Source organism: Actinotignum sanguinis, assembly GCF_003957255.1.
Lineage (GTDB): Bacteria > Actinomycetota > Actinomycetes > Actinomycetales > Actinomycetaceae > Actinotignum > Actinotignum sanguinis.
Window position 1 is genome coordinate 1 of sequence record NZ_QDIE01000034.1, and the last position, 19,630, is coordinate 19,630.

General features: G+C 61.8%; 22 protein-coding genes. 13 read left to right on the plus strand and 9 right to left on the minus strand.

What is annotated here, in order from left to right:
• Nucleotides 1-105: 105 nt before the first annotated feature.
• Nucleotides 106-459, minus strand: coding sequence for a hypothetical protein (locus DDD64_RS07565; RefSeq protein WP_126135770.1), 354 nt, complete (start codon nt 457-459; stop codon nt 106-108).
• Nucleotides 460-840: 381 nt separating this feature from the next.
• On the opposite strand from DDD64_RS07565, the gene DDD64_RS07570 reads away from it, so the two are divergent.
• From DDD64_RS07570 to DDD64_RS07580, 3 genes are read left to right on the plus strand one after another with little or no spacing between them, the layout of a single operon-like run.
• On the plus strand, nt 841-1,419 hold the full coding sequence (locus tag DDD64_RS07570) for a hypothetical protein (RefSeq protein WP_126135771.1): 579 nt from the start codon (nt 841-843) through the stop codon (nt 1,417-1,419).
• Nucleotides 1,416-2,300, plus strand: coding sequence for a CpaE/TadZ family protein (locus tag DDD64_RS07575; protein WP_126135772.1), 885 nt, complete (start codon nt 1,416-1,418; stop codon nt 2,298-2,300). The genes DDD64_RS07570 and DDD64_RS07575 overlap by 4 nt, the downstream gene beginning before the upstream one ends.
• A 9-nt stretch (nt 2,301-2,309) precedes the next feature.
• On the plus strand, nt 2,310-2,831 hold the full coding sequence (locus tag DDD64_RS07580) for a DUF6912 family protein (protein WP_126135773.1): 522 nt from the start codon (nt 2,310-2,312) through the stop codon (nt 2,829-2,831).
• Between the two features lie 110 nt (nt 2,832-2,941).
• On the opposite strand, the gene DDD64_RS07585 is transcribed toward DDD64_RS07580, so the two are convergent.
• Genes DDD64_RS07585 through DDD64_RS07615 form a run of 7 tightly spaced genes read right to left on the minus strand, consistent with a single transcriptional unit; the run spans nt 2,942 to nt 11,689 of the window.
• Nucleotides 2,942-6,013, minus strand: coding sequence for an AAA family ATPase (locus DDD64_RS07585; protein WP_126135774.1), 3,072 nt, complete (start codon nt 6,011-6,013; stop codon nt 2,942-2,944).
• A gap of 6 nt (nt 6,014-6,019) precedes the next feature.
• The gene (locus tag DDD64_RS07590) at nt 6,020-7,285 is read right to left on the minus strand and encodes an exonuclease SbcCD subunit D (RefSeq protein ID WP_126135775.1); all 1,266 of its coding nucleotides are present in this window, start codon (nt 7,283-7,285) and stop codon (nt 6,020-6,022) included.
• A gap of 35 nt (nt 7,286-7,320) precedes the next feature.
• Nucleotides 7,321-7,935, minus strand: a complete 615-nt coding sequence (locus DDD64_RS07595; protein WP_241227604.1) for a phosphoribosyltransferase — start codon at nt 7,933-7,935, stop codon at nt 7,321-7,323.
• A 14-nt stretch (nt 7,936-7,949) separates the two neighbouring features.
• The gene (locus DDD64_RS07600; protein ID WP_126135776.1) at nt 7,950-8,783 is read right to left on the minus strand and encodes an inositol monophosphatase family protein; all 834 of its coding nucleotides are present in this window, start codon (nt 8,781-8,783) and stop codon (nt 7,950-7,952) included.
• Complete coding sequence (rsgA, locus tag DDD64_RS07605) at nt 8,784-9,812, minus strand: ribosome small subunit-dependent GTPase A (protein WP_126135777.1); 1,029 nt, start codon at nt 9,810-9,812, stop codon at nt 8,784-8,786.
• Nucleotides 9,809-11,185, minus strand: coding sequence for a 3-phosphoshikimate 1-carboxyvinyltransferase (gene aroA / locus DDD64_RS07610; protein ID WP_126135778.1), 1,377 nt, complete (start codon nt 11,183-11,185; stop codon nt 9,809-9,811). Before aroA ends, rsgA begins: the two co-directional genes overlap by 4 nt.
• Complete coding sequence (locus tag DDD64_RS07615) at nt 11,186-11,689, minus strand: DoxX family protein (RefSeq protein ID WP_241227606.1); 504 nt, start codon at nt 11,687-11,689, stop codon at nt 11,186-11,188.
• 89 nt (nt 11,690-11,778) lie between these two features.
• Here DDD64_RS07615 and DDD64_RS07620 point away from each other — a divergent pair, with 89 nt between their 5' ends.
• From DDD64_RS07620 to DDD64_RS07655, 9 genes are all read left to right on the plus strand, one after another.
• On the plus strand, nt 11,779-12,390 hold the full coding sequence (locus DDD64_RS07620) for a sigma-70 family RNA polymerase sigma factor (protein ID WP_126135779.1): 612 nt from the start codon (nt 11,779-11,781) through the stop codon (nt 12,388-12,390).
• Entirely contained in the window at nt 12,387-12,716 is a 330-nt protein-coding gene (gene rsrA, locus DDD64_RS07625; RefSeq protein ID WP_016441762.1) for a mycothiol system anti-sigma-R factor, read from the plus strand. Before DDD64_RS07620 ends, rsrA begins: the two co-directional genes overlap by 4 nt.
• A gap of 122 nt (nt 12,717-12,838) precedes the next feature.
• Nucleotides 12,839-12,913 (plus strand): 50S ribosomal protein bL37, encoded by a 75-nt coding sequence (locus tag DDD64_RS09210; RefSeq protein WP_096334972.1) that lies wholly within the window; start codon nt 12,839-12,841, stop codon nt 12,911-12,913.
• A gap of 426 nt (nt 12,914-13,339) precedes the next feature.
• Nucleotides 13,340-13,912: an MIT C-terminal domain-containing protein gene (locus DDD64_RS07630; RefSeq protein ID WP_164545967.1), complete on the plus strand. Its 573-nt coding sequence runs from the start codon at nt 13,340-13,342 to the stop codon at nt 13,910-13,912.
• 255 nt (nt 13,913-14,167) lie between these two features.
• Nucleotides 14,168-14,518 (plus strand): PadR family transcriptional regulator, encoded by a 351-nt coding sequence (locus DDD64_RS07635; protein WP_126135781.1) that lies wholly within the window; start codon nt 14,168-14,170, stop codon nt 14,516-14,518.
• Nucleotides 14,505-15,293 carry a DUF5808 domain-containing protein gene (locus DDD64_RS07640; protein WP_126135782.1) on the plus strand — a complete coding sequence of 263 codons (789 nt, stop codon included), beginning with the start codon at nt 14,505-14,507 and terminating at the stop codon, nt 15,291-15,293. Before DDD64_RS07635 ends, DDD64_RS07640 begins: the two co-directional genes overlap by 14 nt.
• A gap of 2 nt (nt 15,294-15,295) precedes the next feature.
• Nucleotides 15,296-15,466 (plus strand): hypothetical protein, encoded by a 171-nt coding sequence (locus DDD64_RS08815; RefSeq protein ID WP_164545968.1) that lies wholly within the window; start codon nt 15,296-15,298, stop codon nt 15,464-15,466.
• 208 nt (nt 15,467-15,674) lie between these two features.
• Nucleotides 15,675-16,526, plus strand: a complete 852-nt coding sequence (locus DDD64_RS07650) for an ABC transporter ATP-binding protein (protein ID WP_126135784.1) — start codon at nt 15,675-15,677, stop codon at nt 16,524-16,526.
• Nucleotides 16,523-17,317: a hypothetical protein gene (locus tag DDD64_RS07655; protein ID WP_126135785.1), complete on the plus strand. Its 795-nt coding sequence runs from the start codon at nt 16,523-16,525 to the stop codon at nt 17,315-17,317. Before DDD64_RS07650 ends, DDD64_RS07655 begins: the two co-directional genes overlap by 4 nt.
• A gap of 182 nt (nt 17,318-17,499) precedes the next feature.
• On the opposite strand, the gene DDD64_RS07660 is transcribed toward DDD64_RS07655, so the two are convergent.
• Complete coding sequence (locus tag DDD64_RS07660) at nt 17,500-18,885, minus strand: YPDG domain-containing protein (RefSeq protein ID WP_164545969.1); 1,386 nt, start codon at nt 18,883-18,885, stop codon at nt 17,500-17,502.
• A gap of 319 nt (nt 18,886-19,204) precedes the next feature.
• Between DDD64_RS07660 and DDD64_RS07665 the strand changes: the two genes are divergently transcribed.
• Nucleotides 19,205-19,630, plus strand: a 426-nt coding sequence (locus DDD64_RS07665; RefSeq protein WP_206435408.1) for a hypothetical protein, incomplete at its 3' end; no start/stop codon positions are given.

Here is a 19,630-nt window from a genome sequence, read left to right on the forward strand (position 1 = left end):
GTGATGGTGAGTTGTAGATCTTTTCCAGGGTGCTTCGTTCCTCGTCACTCAAGGCGAGTGGTTTAGCGGGGTGCGACATGGATCAATAATACCATCACCAGTAAGCTATTTCACGGACGGTACACTAGAATCTGGCTCTGCGGCCCAGGCTCCGGGCATGGCCACCAGCGTCGTGGTGAGGGTGCTGGTGAGAGCAGCGCGGAAACGGCGCCCGCCGATGCGGCGGGCGAGGCGGGTGACGGCATCGTCTTTCCCACGGGCGAAACGAGCAACCGCGCAATAGCAGAGGGTGAGCCGCGCGCACGCCAGGTACGCGACGATGCATACGCCCACGGTGAGAATCCCGGTGAGCTGGGCGACGCTCCCGGGCGGGGCATGCAGGCGGGCCGTCGCGACCGCGAAAAATGCGGACGCGAGCCCTGCGAACGCTGATAGCAGCGCTTTGATCGTTGCCGACATCGTTAACCTCTTCGGTGGGGTTTCCGGTCAGGACCAAGAACCACGCGGTCCGTCCGTGATGAAGAACGGGTGGCACGCGGTTCTCACCGTGGTGGTATGAATAAATGTCCCGTGTGTCTCAACTATTAATCAGCCGGGTATACCCAGCATCGTTTCCCTGTGGATAGCTCCTATAAGAAACGGCAAGGAAAGAGGTCGATATCCACAGGCTGTGGATGGGGACTTGGCGAGTTGCGCGCCACCTGTCACACTGACACCACGGCGCGAGCAGTCTTGACCGGGCCGCGGTGGCGGTCATATTCGCTCGCTCCCACTTGCTCCCACTTGCGTCCGGTCGCGAATATTCGCGGTCACGTGCACAGAATCGGATAAGGAGGGCAGATGCGTGAGAAAACGGGGGCGCGGTGGAAAGATCCGCGCCTAGCAGGAGGAGTGGCACTGATCGCTGCCGGCGCGCTCGCGGGGGCATATGTGCTGCGCGGTCCGGTTACTGTCCCTGTTTATCGGGCGACCGAAGCGGTGGTTCCCGGTACACCTTTGGATCAGGCTGGGCTCGCGGTGGTCGAACTTCCAGCCGGGCTTGCTGATGCCTATATTCAGGCAGGTCACGCGGGTACGGTTGGGCGCACGATTTATCCTGGTGAATTGGTGGAAAAGTCAGCTTTGCGCATATCGGGGGAGCGGGTGGTGGCGATGCTCCCCCTCAACGGCGCGCTCCCCGCAGCTTTGGTGCGCGGCGCGCAGGTGCAGCTGTGGGCCCTTCCGGCCCCGGGTAGCGCCGCGGAAAAAGCCCCCGCCCGGCTTATCTCCCGGGAGGTCATTTTCGCGGGAACGGTTAGCGACTCGCATTTCGCGGGTACGGCGGCGGTGGAAGTACATATCCCGCGTGCTGAGCTCGGGATCGCACTGGAGGAACTCGCGGCGGGTGCCTCGTTCACGCTGGTAGGTGAGGTGCAATGAGCACGAACCCCGACCCCGGTTTTCTGGTGGCGATCTGGGGGAGCGCGGGGGCGCCAGGGCGTTCTACTTTGGCGCGTGATCTTTCCTGGGTGCTGAGCGAGCGGCACACCGTGCTGCTGGTGGACGCGGATACCCGCAACCCGTCAATGGCCCAGCTCGTGGATCTGGGCGAGGAGCCGTCCGGGCTTATCGGGGTGGCGCGCGCGTTGCATACCGGCGATGCTATTGAGGAGCAGCTTCCGCGTTATATTCGGCACGTGCGTAGCGGGCCACGCGGTACCTTGCACTTTCTCCCCGGTCTTAACCGCGGTGGGCGCTGGCGTGAACTGACGGGGCCCGGTATGGGTGGGCTCTGGGATAAACTCCGTCCCTTTGCGGAGATCACCATCGTCGATTGTGCCGCGGAACTTCCCGCTTTTCTTGACGATGCAGGTGTTCACACGGGTAGATACCCCCTACCGCATGAGCGCAACCAGCTAGGGCGACGCAAACACCACGGGGAGGATGCCGGGGCTGCGGGCGAGCGCGATAGCGTGGCTCTCAGCGCCCTCCGCGCTGCGGACCTCGTTGTGGTTGCGTGCCGCGCCGGACCGGTGGGTTTGCGCCGCGGCGTGGAGGCGTGGTGGCAGGCCCGGGCGATAGCCCGTGCGGCCGTGCCAGTAGTTACCCGTTCTAGCCTGGAAGATCGCCTTGCTTTTGCCGAGCTTGCGGAGGAAGAGCTACCTGCCGTGGTGGGGGTGCGCGACGACGCCGCCCGTTACGCACGGGCCGAACGGGCTGGCACAAGCGTGGTGGCCTTAGCCCCTCGCAGTGGGGCGAGCCGGGATGTGCGGCGGCTGGGGCGTGCTGTTCTAGATTGTCGCGGTAGGGGCGGTGAGTAGACTGGGCGCATGAGGATTTATCTTCCGGCTACTCCTGCCGATGTGGCGTTGTCCGTGCTTTCCGGGCGTGTGGTGCACGCGGCAACGGAGGCTCTGGCGCGTGAAGTAAATGATGAAGATCGTGACTACCTCGAGGCTATTGCTTTCAATGCCGCCGCGGACGATTCTTTGCGTGCCGTCTTTGCGGTATTCGCAGGGAAGGCTGATCACCAGTTCGGGGTAGTGCTGCCGGAACGAGGTGGCTTGCGCCCGCGCCGAGTCGTGATTGCCGCTGAGGTGGCACCTGAGAAATGCCGAGATCTTGCCCAACCGGAAGAGTATTTGCCCACTGCCCTGGAGCTTTCCGAAGAGCTCTCCTGGGATGAGGTGGTCTCCATCCACGTGGACGGAGCCGACATGGAAGCATATGTGTTGGCAGGGCCTGATGACGAGTCCGCTTTCGAGGTGCTCGCCGAGGAGGACTTGCTCTGGTATGACGTTTCCGAACGCCTTGAGCTAGCCCTCGAACTGGGCGTGGCGGTGCAGGCTTAGAGACCGATACGCGCGTGATAGTGATTCCTGCTCGGGCCGAACACGCGAGCGCTCATGCACACGCGGGGCCGGTCAGGCGGGGCTGATCAGCACAGCCGGTGCCAGCTGCGTTAGGCAGTCACGCGTATATGTGACGTGCCGTCGTCCCGCGGGATAACAGAGATGCGTTCGCTGATCATCTGTTTCATTTCGGAGACGTGGGAAACAACCCCCACGGTGCGCCCGTTTTTCCCTAGGCCATGCAGCACCCCCATGACCTGATCGAGTGCTCCGTCGGAAAGCGAACCGAAGCCTTCGTCAATGAGGAGGGTGTCAAGGTGGATCCCACCGTTTTCCGCGCGCACCACTTCCGCCAGGGCGAGGGCCAGGGAGATAGACACGTAGAACGTTTCCCCTCCCGAGAGCGTGCGGACGGAGCGCTGGATCGGTTCGGGGCCGGCGTGGTCAATAACAGCCAGCCCGAGACCGGTTTTCGACTGGTGACTGCCTTTCTCCTTTTCGTCCGTTCGGATGAGTTCAAAACGCCCGAGCGAAATATCTGCGAGCTGTTCATTAGCGACATCCACTACCTGTTCGAAACGGTGTTGCAGCACGAAGGTTTCCAGGGGCACTTTCGTGACCGATTCGGGACCTGCGGTAGCTAAGGAAGCTAAACGCACAACCGCTCCGGAGTGTTCACGCACCGCCCGCCACGCTTGTAGATCCCGCTGGGCGGCATCTAGGCGTTCCCGCCCGGAGCGGGCCTGATTCTCCGCCCGGGTGGCGTGTGCCCGCGCTTCTTGAGCAGTGCGGCGTGCCAGCGCACTGGCTTCTTCCGCTTCCGTGACATCAGCCCGGGCATTTTCGGGAAGCTCAGCGAGCTCCGGTTCGGCAAGTTTGCTCTGAACATCGCGGCATTCGTCAGCAAAGGCGGTGATCGAATCCTGAAGGTGTGCTTCTTCCGCATCGTTGAGCACGGCAGCGTTCACCGACTCGGCATCCGCGAATTCAGTGCCGGCCAGAGCCTCCGTGAGTTCTTCGCTGCGGGTCTGTTCATCTTCACGTGCCGTGAGCATCCCGCTGGCCGCAGTGTTCCACGCATCCTGGGCTTCGCGCAGCGCGTCAAGAGCAGTGCGGCGCTCCGCGATAGAAGCAAAGCCGGCGTATTCCGCGCTGAGGCGCGCGAGTTGCGCGCTGATATTACGGGTACGGGAGGTATTCTCAGCCTCTAATTGGGTCATGTCGGTGCGTAATTGTTCCAGAGATGTTTCCCGCGAACTAGCTTGTTCAGCGAGCTGCGCGATTCGCTTCTCCACGTCGGTAACGCGTAACGCTGCCTGCTGTGCCGCACTCAAGTCCGTGCGGGCGGCAGCTAGTTCCGCGCTGGCTACTTCCACGGTGGCATCCCCCGCCGCAGCACGTTGCTCAGTAAGCTGGGCTTTTATTTTCTCCACGTCAGCTAGGCGGGTGCTGTACTTTTCCCGAGCAGCGGAGGCTATTTCTTGGGAGGCTTTCACCTGCGCGGCGGTGGCACGGACAGTTTCCGGGGGAGCGGGCGCCGGGTGGGTGCACGATCCGCATACCGGGCAGGGTTCTTTCTCACGCAGTTGCCCCGCTAATTCACCGGCGGTGGACTGCACCCACGCATCGGTGATTTCCCGGGCGCTACTTTCCGCTTCCCGTACCCGGGTGAGAGCCTCAGCCAGGGCGGCGCTGGCTTCTACCTCCGCGCGTTCACTAGCAGCAACCCGCTCCAATACTTCGAGAAGCTCCGTGGCGCTGTGTACCCGCTGCGCAGCTGCGGGCTCACCACTGGCGATGGCGCGGGCCGTTTCTAGTTCCTTCTCCATGGCTTCGCGTTCAGCTGCGGCGGCAGCTGCTTCATCGCGTAGTTTTTCCACCGAGCTGTGGAGTTCGACAAGCTGTGCGGCAGCGCGGGTGGCTTCTTGCTGTTTGCGCTCTACCTCGTGTTCGGTACGCTCCAATTCGGCCAATCGCCCGCTAGCTTCGCTTAGCTCCGTGACCGCACGCCGCCCGGATTCCACCCCGGCAGGGGTGATATCAGTAACGGGGCCATCAACCCGCCCGGTGCTCGCGCCAAATTTCGCGAAAGTAGCCACGAGGTGGCCCTGGGCTGCCGCGCAGGCACCGGCGCAATCGCGGCTTTCCTGGCGAGCGCGCGCCAGCGCATGCACATACGGGAGTAGCGGGGTGGCGGCGCGGTGGGCCGCGAGGCGAGCGCGATCCGCGGTGATCGCATCTGCGCGTTCACCGAGCTGCCTGGCCTGGGCGCGCAGCTCCTTGCGGCGTTCGATGCGGCTAGCCAGGGTGCGCTGCGCGTTTTCGTGTTCCCGGGCCCGCTCAAATACGCCTTCTGCTTCTTCGGCCCGGGCGAGTGCATCGCTAGCGCGTTCCGCGGCGGCGAGAGCCTGCTCCAGGGTGGCGATCACCGCTTCACCTTCGGCTGGCAAATCGACCCCTTGGGCAGCGCCGATGAGGGAGTCACCCTCCGCGGGGGGAAGTTCCAGGGCGGTTGCGGTATTCGAGACAGCCCGCACGAAGGTTTCGTGAGCGCTCGCAATAGCTCCGCGCGCTGCGCGGGCGTGATCCGTGAGCCACTGGGTGACGGAACCAAAAACACGGGTGTCGAAAATCTGGGTGAGAAGCCGGGTGCGTTCTTGGCTTTCTAGCCGTAGAAATTCAGCGAACTTCCCCTGCGGGAGCACGATAGTTTGCAAGAACTGTTCCGCATTGAGCCCGAGCAGGTTGCTGATATACACCCCGACATCACGAGCTTTGGTAGCAATCGGGGTACCGCCGTCTATATCACCGAGGTCCACCGCGGTTTCGGAGAGCTTCCACAATTTCGCGGTGGCGGCGGTGGGGGAGGAATTACCCGGTTTCGTGAAGCTAGGGGTGCGCCGCACCCGGAATGTGCCCGCTTCGATGGTGAAAATAACGTCCGCGTAGCTGGTGGTGGAAGGAGCAACATGCGTGGAACGCAGGCGCTCGGTTGAACTTTCTTTCCCGCCGGCTACCGTACCGAAAAGCCCGAAAACGACGGCGTCAATAATGGTTGATTTGCCCGCTCCCGTGGGTCCTTCCACCAGGAAAAGACCGGATGCGCCCAGGGCATCGAAATCAATGACTTCCCGCCCCGCGAAGGAGCCGATACCTTGAAGTTCTAAGCGGCGCAGCTGCATGAGCTCTTACTCCTTTTCCCCGGTGCGAACGGCTTCCCATGCCGCTACCATGACCTGATCTTCTTCCTCCGTAAGATCCCGGTGCCCACTTTCTGACATGAATTGGCGCAGCACGCTCAAAGCATCACGACGCCGGGTATCAGCTGCGCCGTGGCGGGTAGCGGCCGGATCTACCACGTGGCGAATTTCCAGAGCGTGCGGGAAAGCGGCCCGTACCCGGGTGGTCAGATCTGCCGGGCGGGCTGGATCGGTGACGAGAATGCGAGCGAATTTATCCCGAGCATCGCGATGCGCAGGACCGAGAACTTCGGCTAGTGGCGCTTCAATCGTGACGATGGGGCGCCATACCGGAGCGGGAATGAGTTCTTCTTCCACTAGCACTCCGCTTTCAAAAGTGAGGAGAACAGAAGATTTAGGCCGGGTTTCCGAGAAAGAAAAAGCGATAGGCGAGCCCGAGTAGCGCATGGGCGGCAGCCCGCTACATTCGCAAGCACCCGGTTCTGGTGCGCCGCCTACCCGCTGCGGAGAATGCAAATGACCGAGAGCCACGTAGCTGAGGCCCGGAGTGGCGCATTCCCCCGCACCACCCAGGGCGAAAAGCGCGGCGGGAACAACTTCCACCCCGCCCACGGAAATATCGCGTTCGGATTCACTGGCTGCCCCGCCGGCAACAAAGGCGTGTGCCATAGCGATACGCGCTAACGGTTTGCCGGCGTGCGGGCCGTGCTGGATATCCGCGGCAATGCGCCCCACAGCTGCGTGCATCACCGCGGCATGCGAGCGCTCCAGCAGCTCCACACCCTCCGAATCATCCGAATTGCCCGCACCGGTGTGAGCATCACCGCCCGCCAGGCGGCGCCGTTCCACATCGGGATCCAAATAGGGAATGGGGTAGACCAGCGCTCCGAGATTCCCGGCGCGATCACGCAGCTCTACTGGCTGAGCGCAGCGCAGCGGATCGGTGCGAATAACAATGCGCTCCTGGAAAAGTTCCGCCCCGAATCCCAGGCGCTGGGGGGAATCGTGGTTCCCGGAGATCAAAATGACGGTGGTGAGCTGCGCGAGCCTACGTAGGGTGCGTGAAAAAAGCTCAACCATGGGAGCGGGTGGGACACTACGATCATAGACATCCCCGCTGATAAGGAGGGCATCTACCTCACGTTCCCGCACGGTATCCACGACGTGATCTACCCACATCTCAAAGGCGGGAGTGAGATCCGCCCGGTGCAGGGTGCGCCCGAGGTGCCAATCGGAGGTGTGCAAGATCTTCATGGCTTCAGCCTACTGCCGGGCTACGACAAAAATTTTTAGGCTTCTGCCTGACCCCCGTTGACCGGGTCCTTATCCGACCACGGGAAGGCAATCCACGAGTCGGTGTGCAAATAGGCGTAATCGGGTTTGAGCACCGAGCGTGACTTTTCGTAGAGGACCGCCACTCGAATCTCCGTGGCGTACTCTTCGCAGAGTTCCTTGACGAAGCGGAGGGTACGCCCTGAGTCAGCGACGTCGTCGACAATTAAAACCTTTTTGCCCGCCATGCCGCGCACGTCACCGGACGGTTCTACCAGGCGCGGATCTTTGAGCGTGACCCCGATACCGGTGTAAAACTCGACGTTGAGGACGAGCATGCTCTTGAGGTCTAAAGCGTAGGCAATCGCACCGGCGGGAAGCAGTCCGCCGCGGGCCACGCTCACGATAATGTCCGGGCGGTAGCCGGAATCCCAGATGTCGCGGGCGAGTTCGCGGGTGACCTCACCGAACCGCTCCCAGGTGAGAACTTCGCGCGCGGGCGCACTGGCAGACGCACTGGCGGGAGCACCGGCGGGCGCACTAGCAAGCGCACTGGCAGGCACGCCGGCCGGCGCGCCCGCGGAAAAGCCCTCGTTCTCGATTAGCGGCTCGGCCTTATCACTGCGTCCCACAGTTCCTCCTTCGGCTAGTTTCGGCTATCCGGGCGCGTCTCTTCCCCGCTGCCCGGCTGCATATGTGTCTCATTAATAATTGCTTGGGCGGCCGCGTGCAACTTTCCATTGGTCACCAGCGCGCTTCCCCACCAGGGGCCCGGCTTGCCCTCCAGCGAGGTGAAGGTTCCCCCGGCTTCTTCCACGATTGGCACGAGCGCAGCCATATCGTAAACATCCAAGCCCGGTTGCGCGGCGATATCGAAGGCGCCCTCGGCGAGCAGCATATAGGGCCAGAAGGCCCCGTAGGCACGAGTACCCCAGGTGGCGCGGGCGAAAGCGATGAGGGTGGCCATGCGCCCGGTTTCATCCCAGCTGGAGAGGGAAGAAAAACCGAAAGCAGCCCGGTCCATTCGATCAATATCGGAGACGCGCAGGCGCTGGGGTGCGCCCCCGTTTTCACTCAGCCACGCCCCGCCGCCGCGGCTCGCCCACCAGCGCCGCCCGAGTGCGGGAGCCGACGCCATACCGGCCACCATCTTCCCATTTTCCTCCACGCCGATGAGAGTGGCCCAGACCGGGTTGTGGCGCACGTAGTTGCGGGTGCCGTCAATCGGGTCAATGATCCAACGCCGCGGGGCGTGCTCAAGGCTGCCGCCTTCCTCTTCCCCGTAGACGGCGTCCCCGGGAAAATCCCGCTCCAGGTACTCGCGGATGAGTCGCTCAGCGGCCCGATCCGCGTCGGATACCGGCGAATTATCGGGCTTCGTATCCACGGTGAGGCGGCGGCGTTCATAACGCTCCAGGGTGAGGGCATCCACGGCATCCGCAACGGTGTGCAGAAAGGCGATAGTGGCGCTAGCATCCATTTATTTCTCCCATTCTTCAAAGCCGCGCGAGGCGAGCACGCGGCGTAAGGAACCCACCCGCTCGCGCAGGCGTGGATCAGTGAGGGTATCGAGGGCACATTCGGGTTCGGTAGCGGCATGGCTGCATCCGCGCGGGCATTCCAGCGCGGTTTCTTCCAGGTCGGGGAAGCCGTGGAGGATATCGGTGGCGTCCAGGTGGGCCAGCCCGAAGCTGCGCACCCCCGGCGTATCAATGAGGTGCCCACCACCGGGGAGCGGGAAAGCAATGGCGGAGGTGGAGGTGTGCCGGCCTTTTCCGGTCACCTCATTGACGTGCCCGGTTTCGCGTGCGGCGGCCGGCACCAGCGCATTGAGAAGAGTGGATTTACCCACCCCGGAATGGCCCACGAGCACCGTGGTTCGCCCGTGCAGCGCCGCACGCACTGCGTCCAGGCCCGCTTGCGTGGCAGATTCCCCGGAAGGCGCAGCGGCGGCGTCGCCCCGCAAAGCTGTTGCAAGAATCGGTACCCCGAGCGGTTCGTAATACGCGCGCAAGGCATCCGGGCACGCCAGATCCGCTTTGGTAAGAATAAGGAGCGGATCCATCCCGGCATCGTGCGCGGCCACCAGGCAGCGGTCAATCATGCCGCGCCGCGGTTCGGGTTGCGCGAGTGCCGCCACGATCGCCATCTGATCCGCGTTTGCCACGATGGTACGTTCGCGTTCGTTTCCTTCGTCCGTGGAACGCGTGAGTTGCGAGCTGCGTTCCTCGATAAAAACGATGCGGGCCAGGGTGTCCTTGCGTCCGGACAGGTCACCGGTCAGGCGTACTTTATCTCCAACGACGACGGCGCCCCGGCCCAATTCCCGCGCTTTGACCGCGATGATTCGGGTGCCGTGGTTCATGAGCACGGTGTAGCGCCCGCGGTCAATGGTGATGACCTGGCCGAGGGGCCGGTCGGAGTAATCGGGCCGAATCTTCGTGCGCGGCCGCGAGCCCTTTCCGGGGCGCACCCGCACGCGCGGATCGTCGGTACCGATATCCCTCATCGGCCCACCAGGTCTGTCCACATATGGGCGAAACGGGGCATGGTTTTCCCGGTGGTGGCAATATTTTCCACGCGCAGTCCGGGGATGCGCAGGCCGAGGATCGCCCCGAAAGTTGCCATGCGGTGATCCTCGTAGCTGCGGATGACCGGGCCTTCGCCCGTGACTCGCGGGGCCGGCCCACCCGCCGCGCTCGGCACCGCTGGCGGGGTGATGATAATGTCATCGCCTTCTTCGCGGGCGGGAATTCCCACGCCGCTCAGCTCCGCGGTGATAGCGGCTAGGCGATTGGTTTCATGCCCGCGCAACTGCCCGATATTGCGCAGCGCGCTCGGCCCGGTCGCAAAAGCCGCCACCGCGGCGATTGTGGGCGTGAGCTCGCCTACATCGCTGAGATCAGCGTCAAGCGGAGCAATGTCCCGCGGCCCGGTGAGTTCGAGGACCCCATCCGCGCGCAGGTGGGCGCGCGCTCCCATGGCCGTGAAAATATCGACGATCTGCGCCCCGGGTTGGGTGGTGCGTTCCGGCCAGCGCGGAATTTCCACGGTTCCACCCGTCACCATAGCGGCGGCCAGGAAGGGGGATGCGTTGGAAAGATCCGGTTCTAACACCACTGTTCCCAGTTGCGGTATGCCAGGATGCACATGCCATTCCACCGCCGGGTGCTCGCGATCCGCAGGCGCCCCGCCGGCCGCGAATTCTTCAACCTGGATGCCGGCCCGGCGCAGCACGTCCACCGTCATGGCCAGGTGGAACGCAGAGGGAACCTTGGGCCCCACCGAGCGCAGCACCAGCCCGCCTTCGCAGCGCGGACCTGCCAGCAGCAGTGCGGAAATGAATTGCGAGGAGGCGGAGGAATCAATCTCCACCGTTCCTCCGGCCAGATGCCCCTGTCCGTGGACCCGCACAGGGAGGACCGCCCGTCCGGCGCTATCGCTGGCGGCATCAACCTCCACTCCCAGGTCACGCAGGGCCTGCACGACCGGGTCCATGGGGCGCACGCGGGCGGCGTCGTCGCCATCAATCACAACCTCACCGCGCGCGAAAGCGGCCAGCGGCGGTACGAAACGCATGACCGTGCCGGCGAGCCCCGCGTCAATGGTGGCGCCGTGGAGGGGAGCGGGGGAAATATCGAGAATATCCTCAGCTTCGGTCGCGCCGCGCTGCCAGGCCACCCCCACGCCCATATCCGCGAGGGCGTGGGCCATGAGCTCGGTATCGCGGGCGCGCAGGGGCGCGACGATACGCCCCGCCGTGCCGGCTTCCCCCAGCGCGGCGGTGATGAGGAAACGTGCCATAAGCGATTTGGACCCGGGAACGTCCACGCTGCCGCGAACGGGGGATGGGTGGAACGGTGCTGGCCACAGGTCAGTCATTTAGGAACGCTTCGCCTCTCTGATTTGTTCGCGTGCTTGCGCCCGCACATCCGCGAGCTCATTGCGCTGATCGCGCCATTCGGAAACACGGTACCCCAGGGAAGGCTTGCCTTTGCGATCCGTCCACGCCAGCGCGGCACCGCCGGCCAGCCCGAGCGCGCCGAGCAGCCCGCTCAGCACCTCGCGGCGTTCGCTCTTTTCGGTTGCCCAGACCGGGTGATTGGCCAGGGCTACCGGGATTTGGGTGAGGGCGAGAGCCGCTCCGGACAGGCGCTGGAATTTGCCGATGGAGAGGAAAGCCCCGCCGATAAGCTGGACGGCGCCCAGTGCGCGAGTGAGAGTGGTGGTGTCAACGGATTCGAGATCAACCCCGGCCATGCCGGCAAGGCCGGCGATGTTCTCCACCCGTTCCTGGTGGTCCTCGGGGTGGCGTACCGCGGACAACCCTTGTGCGATAAAGGGCGCGGCGAGCAGGGGCCGCGCGAGGAATCGAATCATACCCATACCTATATTGTTACACTAAATCGGGGAATATACCTGCGTTTTCCGGGCGTTATACCCATGTTAGTCCAGCAGACGGGCTAGGCTAGATCATGATGAGCACAGACCTAATAAGAAGCGCCCCCGATGAAACCGCCGCCGAACGCGCCGCGCGGTTCGAGCGGGATGCTCTTCCGTATCTCGACCAGTTATACGGGGCCGCGATGCGCCTCACGCGCAATCCTGCCGACGCTGAAGATTTGGTTCAGGAGGCCTACGCCAAAGCCTTCTCGGCTTTCCACCAGTATCGGCCGGGCACGAATTTGAAGGCGTGGCTCTACCGCATCCTCAATAACACCTTTATTTCTAATTACCGCAAGGCGCAGCGCCAGCCCAAGCAGGCTGATTCCTCGGAAGTGGAGGATTGGCAGGAATATCGGGCGGCTTCGCACGCGTCTTCGGGGATGATGTCCGCGGAGGCGGAGGCCCTGGAGAATCTGCCGCAATCGGAAATTCGCGATGCTTTGAGTGCGTTGCCGGAGGACCGCCGCATGGCTGTCTACCTTGCGGATATTGAAGGCTTCTCCTACCAGGAGATTGCGGACATCATGGAAACACCGATCGGAACGGTGATGTCCCGTCTGCATCGCGGGCGTAAGCAGCTGCGGGAATTGCTCGCGGACTACGCGCGTGAACTCGGCTATGGGAAGAAGGAGAAGAAGTGAGCGGTGAGGATAGGCTGCAGCGCGGGGTAGAAGACTCGTTCCGGAACCGCGGAGTTGAATTGGATAGCGCGGCGGGGGAGTGTTCCTGCAGGGATATTACGGATTATCTTTTCGAGTATCTTGATCACCAGCTTTCGGCGGTGCAAAGCGAGCGTTTGCAGGCCCATATTTCGGGCTGTTCGCGCTGCACGGAACGGGCCGAAGCGGAAACTCACGTGCGTGATATTTTACGAGCTTCGTGCCGGGAGGTCGCGCCGGCGACGTTGCGGGTGCGGATTGCACAACAGATTTCGATCTACCGGCGCACTACCCGCGATTTCGGGTAGCGGGCGCCGTTTCGGGTAGTTTCGCCACATTGTGCCGGTTTTATTTACCAGACCGGCCGCCCTTGGTAAGCTAATGTGGTTGCTCGTTTACGAGCTGAGAAAACGTGACGTGAGGAGAGAACATGAGCCAGCGTGGTCGTAAGCGCAAGGATCGCCGCAAGAAGAAGGCGAACCACGGCAAGCGCCCCAATTCCTAAAGTGGGGTGCTCGCTGTTGCGAGAAGCGTAGAGGGTCCGGTTTCCGGGCCCTTTATTTTTTGTACGACGGCGCCGCTAGTTGGCGGGGTGGGCCTCGGCGGGGTACGCCGCCGCTCGACTCAATCCAAGACCTCATCTCAATAATCCCAATAGTCACATTAGTACCAGCGGGGAGGGGGCGTGTTTTCACAGCTGTACTGCGATTGTGTTACAGGTGCAGTACACCTCGGAAAACACCCCCTATTCCAGCCACTTCCATGCCTGAGCTAAATGACAATCCATAGTGGCAAAAATGTCACTATGCAGAGAGTATGCAGGCGGAGGAGGTGCGATTCGCGCGGTGATCTGCAAGTGGAAGCTGGGGGACGTGGGGTGGGATCAGCCACCTCTACGGAGAGCGCGCGGCTAGTCATCTATATTTTCCTTATGGGGAAACGTGTATTGGAAACTAGTGGTGACCACGGCGTGCAGAAATCTTTGCACCGATACGGTTCTGGCCGGCACAGTGTCGCGTTTCCGGGCTACCGCATCTTCGATGAGGGGCAAACCGGTGTTACCTTTGATTTGCTATTTGCCTCCTATCTGCGGGGATGTGCGGATGTTGAATTGCATGATCCGTTCATCAGCTATTCGTATCAGGGGCGTAACCTCGTTGAGTTCATGGCGGTTGTGGCCCTGGTGAAAAAACCCGAAAAGCGATGCCGCTTTCGGTTGTACACACTTAGGGCGAAGAAGGATGAGCATCACGAACTTCAGGTTCGGATGCTAGATAAGATCACGAAAAATGCCGCTGAGCAGGGTATTGACCTCGACGTGATTTTCGATTCGCGTGCGCACGACCGCTGGTTGCGTGTCGATACGGGATGGCTCATCTTCTTGGGCCGCGGCCTCGATATCTACCACAACTTCGAGGGTGGCCACTATGCCTTCCCTACCTCGCGTCAAGAATTCCGAAGGGTTCGGGGTTTTAGCATCGCCTATTCCCTGGATAAAAAGTAAAAGGAACCGGTAATGGGGGGGGGCTAGGCCCCAAACTCATCCGTGGGTAGAGGATCAGCCCACACCGAGGAACCTCGGGCGGGCTGAACTATTGGCCTGATAGTAGCGGAGAAACTGCTGGATTTCTCATATCCTGAAAACTCGCCGCGCTACTGTGCCATCCCTACTACTATGTGATGCATACAAGCGGTGTGAATGTGCAGACGGAAACGGGCCAAGCTAGCACCTGCACCGCAGTGACTGAAAGGGGAAGTGGTGGCTGATTCTCAGCTTCGTAAAGGCGTGCTTGAACTTATCGTGCTCGCCTCGCTTTCCAGAGCGCCGGCTTACGGCGGGGCATTGCTCCAGCGCCTGGAAAACGCGGGTGTGGCGGTATCGGCCGGCACCCTCTACCCGCTTCTCAATCGTCTCAAGAAGGCTGGCCACCTGGCCATTCACTGGGAGGAATCCCCGGCCGGGCCCCCGCGCAAGATCTACACGATCACCGCGGCTGGCCGAACCTACGGAGGAAGCCTCGCGGGCGAATGGCGCAACCTTGCCGCCGTCGTCACATCCCATCTCACCGCACTCACAACCGATCGAGGTGATAACAATGCCGGAGCCTAGCTCGCCCACAACTCCCACGAATCCGAGGAATCCCATAACCCCCACCGATTCCGCGGTTTCCGTTGATTCCAAGGTTCCCACGGTCTTCGGAATCCCCGCCTCCCTGGAAGCCCTGCGTTGCCGCGAGGCTCGCTCGCGCTGGTTCGAACCAGAAAATCCCCGGATTTTTGTGCCGCGCAGCTTCGGGATTGGCTGGGATATTAATATGGGGGCGCTCGCGGTACGCCTGGGAATAATCCGCCCGGATGATTCCCTCCCGGATCTCGAAGACTATATTCCTCCCCGCACCCGCCGCGCTCTCACCATCGCTCCCGCACTTGGCGGAGCCCTCGCCGTGGGAGCAGCCATCCTGGTGGCCCGCCGCCACCGGCACCTGCCTTCCGGTTTTCATGCCAACCTGCGCCCGCGCAACATAGTTCCGGCACCGCAGGCCGTGGCGCCCGCAGCGCTCCTCGGAGTTGCTGGCACGGCACTCGCCGCCTGGAGTAATCGCGAACGTGTGGATATTCCGGCTACCGCACTCGCGGTCGGATTGCAATCCACGGCGCTCCTCTCGGTTGCGGCACAGGATCGCTGTGCCAGCCACCGTCCGGCCTCAGCATCCCTCCTTGCCGGATGCGCTGCGGTGGCACTTCCCGCTGTGGCAGCTGGCGTCGTCGTCGCTACTACGCGCGGAGCACTACGGCATCTGGACCGTTTGCTTAAACGCAAGCATTCGGAAAACCCGGCCGCGCGCGGTACCGCACCCTCGCCCGATACGAAAGGAACTGAGTAACCATGGAAGATTTTCTTGCTTTGCCCCTGCCGGCGCAGATCGCCCTGGGAATCGTGGCACTTATTCAACTCGCCCTGCTGATCACCAGCCTGGTGCTGCTCTCACGGTGGCCGGAACGGCAGCTCGCCGGAGTGCCGCGCCTGGGCTGGGTGGTGATTGTTCTACTCGGCTAGCTAGTGGGCACGTTGCTGTTCCTCTTTATGTACGTGCGGGCGCGCACGGCACTGGCACAGCGGCGGGCCTGGGAAGAACAGCGTGCTGCCGGAGCTGGAACGCACACGGCTGGAACGTACACGGCCGCGGCGTTGGGAACAACGCAAGGCGCGGCGCAAGCACCCGCAACACAAACCGCCAGCGCGAGCGAAACGGTGCGTGAGCTTTATGGATAAAACGTACGCGGTTCACACCGAAAACCTCAGTAAAAATTTTGGGGGACTCGCGGCCCTCACGAATGTCAATGTGCACGTGCCCGAGGGCTCGGTTTACGGGTTGATCGGCGGAAACGGCGCCGGGAAAACTACCACAATTAAAATTCTGCTGGGGCTTATCGCCGCCAGTTCTGGCACGGCGCGGGTGCTCGGACGTGAGCGGGGGACGCTGCCGGCCGCCCCGGTGCCCGGCGTCGCCTATCTACCGGACGTACCCAGCTTGCCGGGGTGGATGAGCGCGCCGCAGGCCCTCGAATTCTTCGGTGAGCTATCCGGGGTGGAACGCGCGATTGCCCGGAGCCGCGCCGCCAATCTGCTGGAGCTGGTGGGCCTGACCCGCGCCCCGGGGAATATCGGCGGATTTTCCCGCGGCATGACGCAGCGCCTGGGCATCGCCTTGGCCCTGGTGGGTGCCCCGCGGCTCCTGGTGCTGGACGAACCGACGAGCGCCCTCGATCCGCTGGGCCGCGCGGATGTGCTCAATATTATTCGCGAGCTTTCCGGGCACACCACGGTGCTTCTCACCTCGCATCTGCTCGCGGATGTGCAGCAGGTGTGTGACCACGTGGGGATGTTGCACGAGGGCACCCTTCTTGCCGAAGGCCCCCTCGATGAGGTGCTCGCTCTTTATCGGCCCGAACGCGCCACGGTGCAGGTGAGCGTGGAGCGCGCGAATACCGCGGCGGCCCGTACCGCCATCGCGGCGGCGTGCGAGGCCGCGGGTGTGGACGCGCAACTTGAAGTCGCCCCGCCCTCGCTCCAGCATGTGTACGAGTACCTCTCGCGCGGAAAGGTAAGCCAATGAGTTCTGCAGAAATTCGTACCGGAAACCGCGCGGTGCTGCGGTACGACCTGCGCAGGCTGGCGCGGGTGCCCAGCACGTGGGTGGTACTCGGCCTGGCGCTGCTGCTCGCGGTTATCTCCCCGCTGACGGCGCTTTACGCCCCGGATATTATTGCTGCGCTGGCCGGGCCTGATACCGCGGCCGCACTCGGCGCGGCCATGCCCGAGCCGACCTGGATCCAGGCGCACGCGCAATGGGTGAAAAACCTCCACCAGATTTTCGGGATCCTTTTTGTGATGCTCGGTGCCTACCAGATTGTTACCGGGCTGCTCGGTGGTACGGTGGTTGTGATCGTCACGCGTTCGGTGAGCCGCGCGGCTGTTTTCGCCGGGAAAATGCTGAGCACGGTTCTGTTGGTGGCGGCGGTGGCCTTCGGCGGGAGCGCGGTGGCCGGTATCCTCACCCGTATTCTTTTCGACGACGGCGCCGTGTGGGCGCTCCTAGGAGCCGCGGCGCTCTGGCTGCTCGCGATGGTTTTTCTACTCGCCGTGGTGGTGCTGGCTGCGGTGGCGACGGGAAATATGCTGGCCAGCGCCGAGATCGGTTTCGTTGCCTACCTCGTGCTGGCTTTCGGCGGCATGTGGGAGGCGGGCGCGCGCTATAGCCCGCTCGGTTTGAATGATGCGGTGGGCGCCGTGGCGAGTGGCGCTGCGGTCCAGGGGCTGTGGTGGATAGTAACGACGACGGCGCTCGCGGCCTTCGCGCTCCTCTGGCTAGCCCTGCGCCTCTACCGGCGCCGCCCGCTGGGGTAAAGGAGGTTCGGCGTGAGGGTGGTACGGGCGAGGCTCTCGATTGGTAGAGGCGTGGTCGTTAGACCTGAGTTGTGCAACTTTATGGAGTAGGCCGTCCCTACATTACGTTCTATAGTAATTAAATACGCATGTGGCGGCCGCTGCGGGAATCTCGGTGGCCGCCACATGGTAATCAAAGAACTTTATGAAAGCCGAGACTTTCTCCGCGCAATGAGCACGGAGCCGCCTGCTACGGCAGCAAGTCCGAGTGCGCCGAGTGCAGAGCTTTCCGCACCGGTGGCAGGAAGTTGCTTGCTTTCTGCTTTCTTGGCCGGCTGCGCGGGCTTAGGCGTGTTAACTTTGGGGTTGGGAGATTCCATCTTTGAATCTTCTGCCTTCGAACCCTGAGCTTCGGGTTTGATCTCACTGGTATCTTCGCCGGGCTTTACCTCTGGTGTTTCGGTTCCGGGCTTTACGTCACCGGTATCCTTACCCGTTTCTTCGCCGGGCTTTACCTCTGGTGTTTCGGTTCCGGGCTTTACGTCACCGGTATCCTTACCCGTTTCTTCGCCGGGCTTTACCTCTGGTGTTTCGGTTCCGGGCTTTACGTCACCGGTACCCTCACCTGTATTTTCGCCCGTTCCTTCATCCGGTTTCATTTCAGGCTCGGATACGACAATTTCAACGTTGATTACTTCAGTTGAGGTGTCCGGGTAGGTAATAGTAACCGGAACTATCACGATGCTACCCGGGGCGGCATCGTGCGGAACAGCTATTTCCAGAGCGCCGGTATTAAGGTCGATAGTTGCACCGCTGTCTGGGGTGACGCTGAAGGAGGTCTTGTTCGGGATAGCAGTGTCCTTACCGGCTTCGTCCGTGAACTTCGGAGAAGCGATAGTGGCTTTGCCGCCGGGAGCGGTGGAACCTCCCTCATAGTGCCCCTCATATCGATCAGCGTCAGTTTTTGTGCGGAAGTTCAGGAGGATATTGTTGCCGTTCCAAGTGAGGGAGATTTCGTTTCCCTCTACTTTCGCACCAGTTTCGCCTGCCGTTCGTGGGTGGATTCCGAGGATGTACTTCTCGGAATCCCAGCCTGTCACTGTCGCGTGAAGGTTAGCACCTTCGGGAATCCAGAATCGCGATGCTCCCATATATGACGGATCCTCGAAGAAATTCACGAAAATCGGGTTGTCGTTCTTGCTCCAAGGTACGTGGAAGCTGCCGGTAACAGATTCCCCTTCGTAGGTCATGGTGACTTTCAGGTTCTGGAAGTCGGCCGGGATGTAAGAAAGATCCTCGTCATTACCCGTGACGATTTTACCCTCAACCACGAGTCCAAAAGTGGGAGTCCAAAGCTTTTTATCACTCACGATAAACGTGGCGGTGAGATTCTCGGTGTGTTTATCGGGCCAGGTGGCGACAATAGGAACCTGATACTCTGTGCCAGGAGCCGCATCTTTAGGAGCGATGAAAGTGACACGGCCATTTACTTTGTCGACTTGGATCTGCTTTAAATTGGTTTGCCCAACCGTGAAAGTGGGGCGCGCATCCTCGGCTACATCACTGCTGAAAACCGGAAGCGGAGACATCGCGCGGCGTTGCGGACTTGCAGGTGTAGCCTTCGGGTATGCTGCGGCTACGGTATGAGTTTCGCCGCCAGGGTGAGGGCTATCGGTGGGAGATATTGTTGAAGAGCTTGCGGTATCAGCAATAGCTAAACCCGCTCCGGAGAGCGGCGCCGCGCACGCCACGGCTATAGCCGCAACCGATATAAAAGTTTTATGCATATTGCGCATAACAACTCCTAGTTGAGAACCGAATGAACAATTGGTGCAATTACGGTAATTGCATAGCTATTGAGGATGGGGGTGCGGACGGTTTCCTAGAGATTTTTAAGGAGATCGTTCAATGAATAAGAAACCGGGAGTTGCAAACGGGATCAGGTACTCCGCCAAAGACAAGCAAAGAGCTCTCGCCATCCTGGAAAAGCTTGGCTCTCTAAGGCAAACAGTCCTAGAACTGGGTTATCCTGACCAGGCAACGTTATGGCGGTGGGCCAAGAAAAACGCGAAAGACCCGGCGTGGAAAACCAACGATGGGCACCAACCACGCCAACGCGTGTCTCTCACGACTCAGAAAGAAGCTTGCCGGCGTTACCTGAACGGGGAAAACGTCAATACCATCGGCCAGGATCTAGGGATCGCTACGGTTGCGTCCGTTAGTGTGGTGTATCTGTATCCCGCGGTGATCCTCGTGTCGGTATACACAAAGGCGACCATCGCGGGTACCTTTCGAATCAACTCCTACCTATCCTCGAAAGGAGATACCCCGCAA

What these genes read in the sequence shown, in the direction of transcription:
- DDD64_RS07565 (WP_126135770.1), bottom strand. Translation starts at nt 459, where the DNA reads ATGTCGGCAACGATCAAAGCGCTGCTATCAGCGTTCGCAGGGCTCGCG.
- DDD64_RS07570 (WP_126135771.1), top strand. Translation starts at nt 841, where the DNA reads ATGCGTGAGAAAACGGGGGCGCGGTGGAAAGATCCGCGCCTAGCAGGA.
- DDD64_RS07575 (WP_126135772.1), top strand. Translation starts at nt 1,416, where the DNA reads ATGAGCACGAACCCCGACCCCGGTTTTCTGGTGGCGATCTGGGGGAGC.
- DDD64_RS07580 (WP_126135773.1), top strand. Translation starts at nt 2,310, where the DNA reads ATGAGGATTTATCTTCCGGCTACTCCTGCCGATGTGGCGTTGTCCGTG.
- DDD64_RS07585 (WP_126135774.1), bottom strand. Translation starts at nt 6,013, where the DNA reads ATGCAGCTGCGCCGCTTAGAACTTCAAGGTATCGGCTCCTTCGCGGGG.
- DDD64_RS07590 (WP_126135775.1), bottom strand. Translation starts at nt 7,285, where the DNA reads ATGAAGATCTTGCACACCTCCGATTGGCACCTCGGGCGCACCCTGCAC.
- DDD64_RS07600 (WP_126135776.1), bottom strand. Translation starts at nt 8,783, where the DNA reads ATGGATGCTAGCGCCACTATCGCCTTTCTGCACACCGTTGCGGATGCC.
- rsgA (WP_126135777.1), bottom strand. Translation starts at nt 9,812, where the DNA reads ATGAGGGATATCGGTACCGACGATCCGCGCGTGCGGGTGCGCCCCGGA.
- aroA (WP_126135778.1), bottom strand. Translation starts at nt 11,185, where the DNA reads ATGACTGACCTGTGGCCAGCACCGTTCCACCCATCCCCCGTTCGCGGC.
- DDD64_RS07615 (WP_241227606.1), bottom strand. Translation starts at nt 11,689, where the DNA reads ATGGGTATGATTCGATTCCTCGCGCGGCCCCTGCTCGCCGCGCCCTTT.
- DDD64_RS07620 (WP_126135779.1), top strand. Translation starts at nt 11,779, where the DNA reads ATGATGAGCACAGACCTAATAAGAAGCGCCCCCGATGAAACCGCCGCC.
- DDD64_RS07630 (WP_164545967.1), top strand. Translation starts at nt 13,340, where the DNA reads ATGGGGAAACGTGTATTGGAAACTAGTGGTGACCACGGCGTGCAGAAA.
- DDD64_RS07640 (WP_126135782.1), top strand. Translation starts at nt 14,505, where the DNA reads ATGCCGGAGCCTAGCTCGCCCACAACTCCCACGAATCCGAGGAATCCC.
- DDD64_RS08815 (WP_164545968.1), top strand. Translation starts at nt 15,296, where the DNA reads ATGGAAGATTTTCTTGCTTTGCCCCTGCCGGCGCAGATCGCCCTGGGA.
- DDD64_RS07650 (WP_126135784.1), top strand. Translation starts at nt 15,675, where the DNA reads ATGGATAAAACGTACGCGGTTCACACCGAAAACCTCAGTAAAAATTTT.
- DDD64_RS07655 (WP_126135785.1), top strand. Translation starts at nt 16,523, where the DNA reads ATGAGTTCTGCAGAAATTCGTACCGGAAACCGCGCGGTGCTGCGGTAC.
- DDD64_RS07660 (WP_164545969.1), bottom strand. Translation starts at nt 18,885, where the DNA reads ATGTCTCCGCTTCCGGTTTTCAGCAGTGATGTAGCCGAGGATGCGCGC.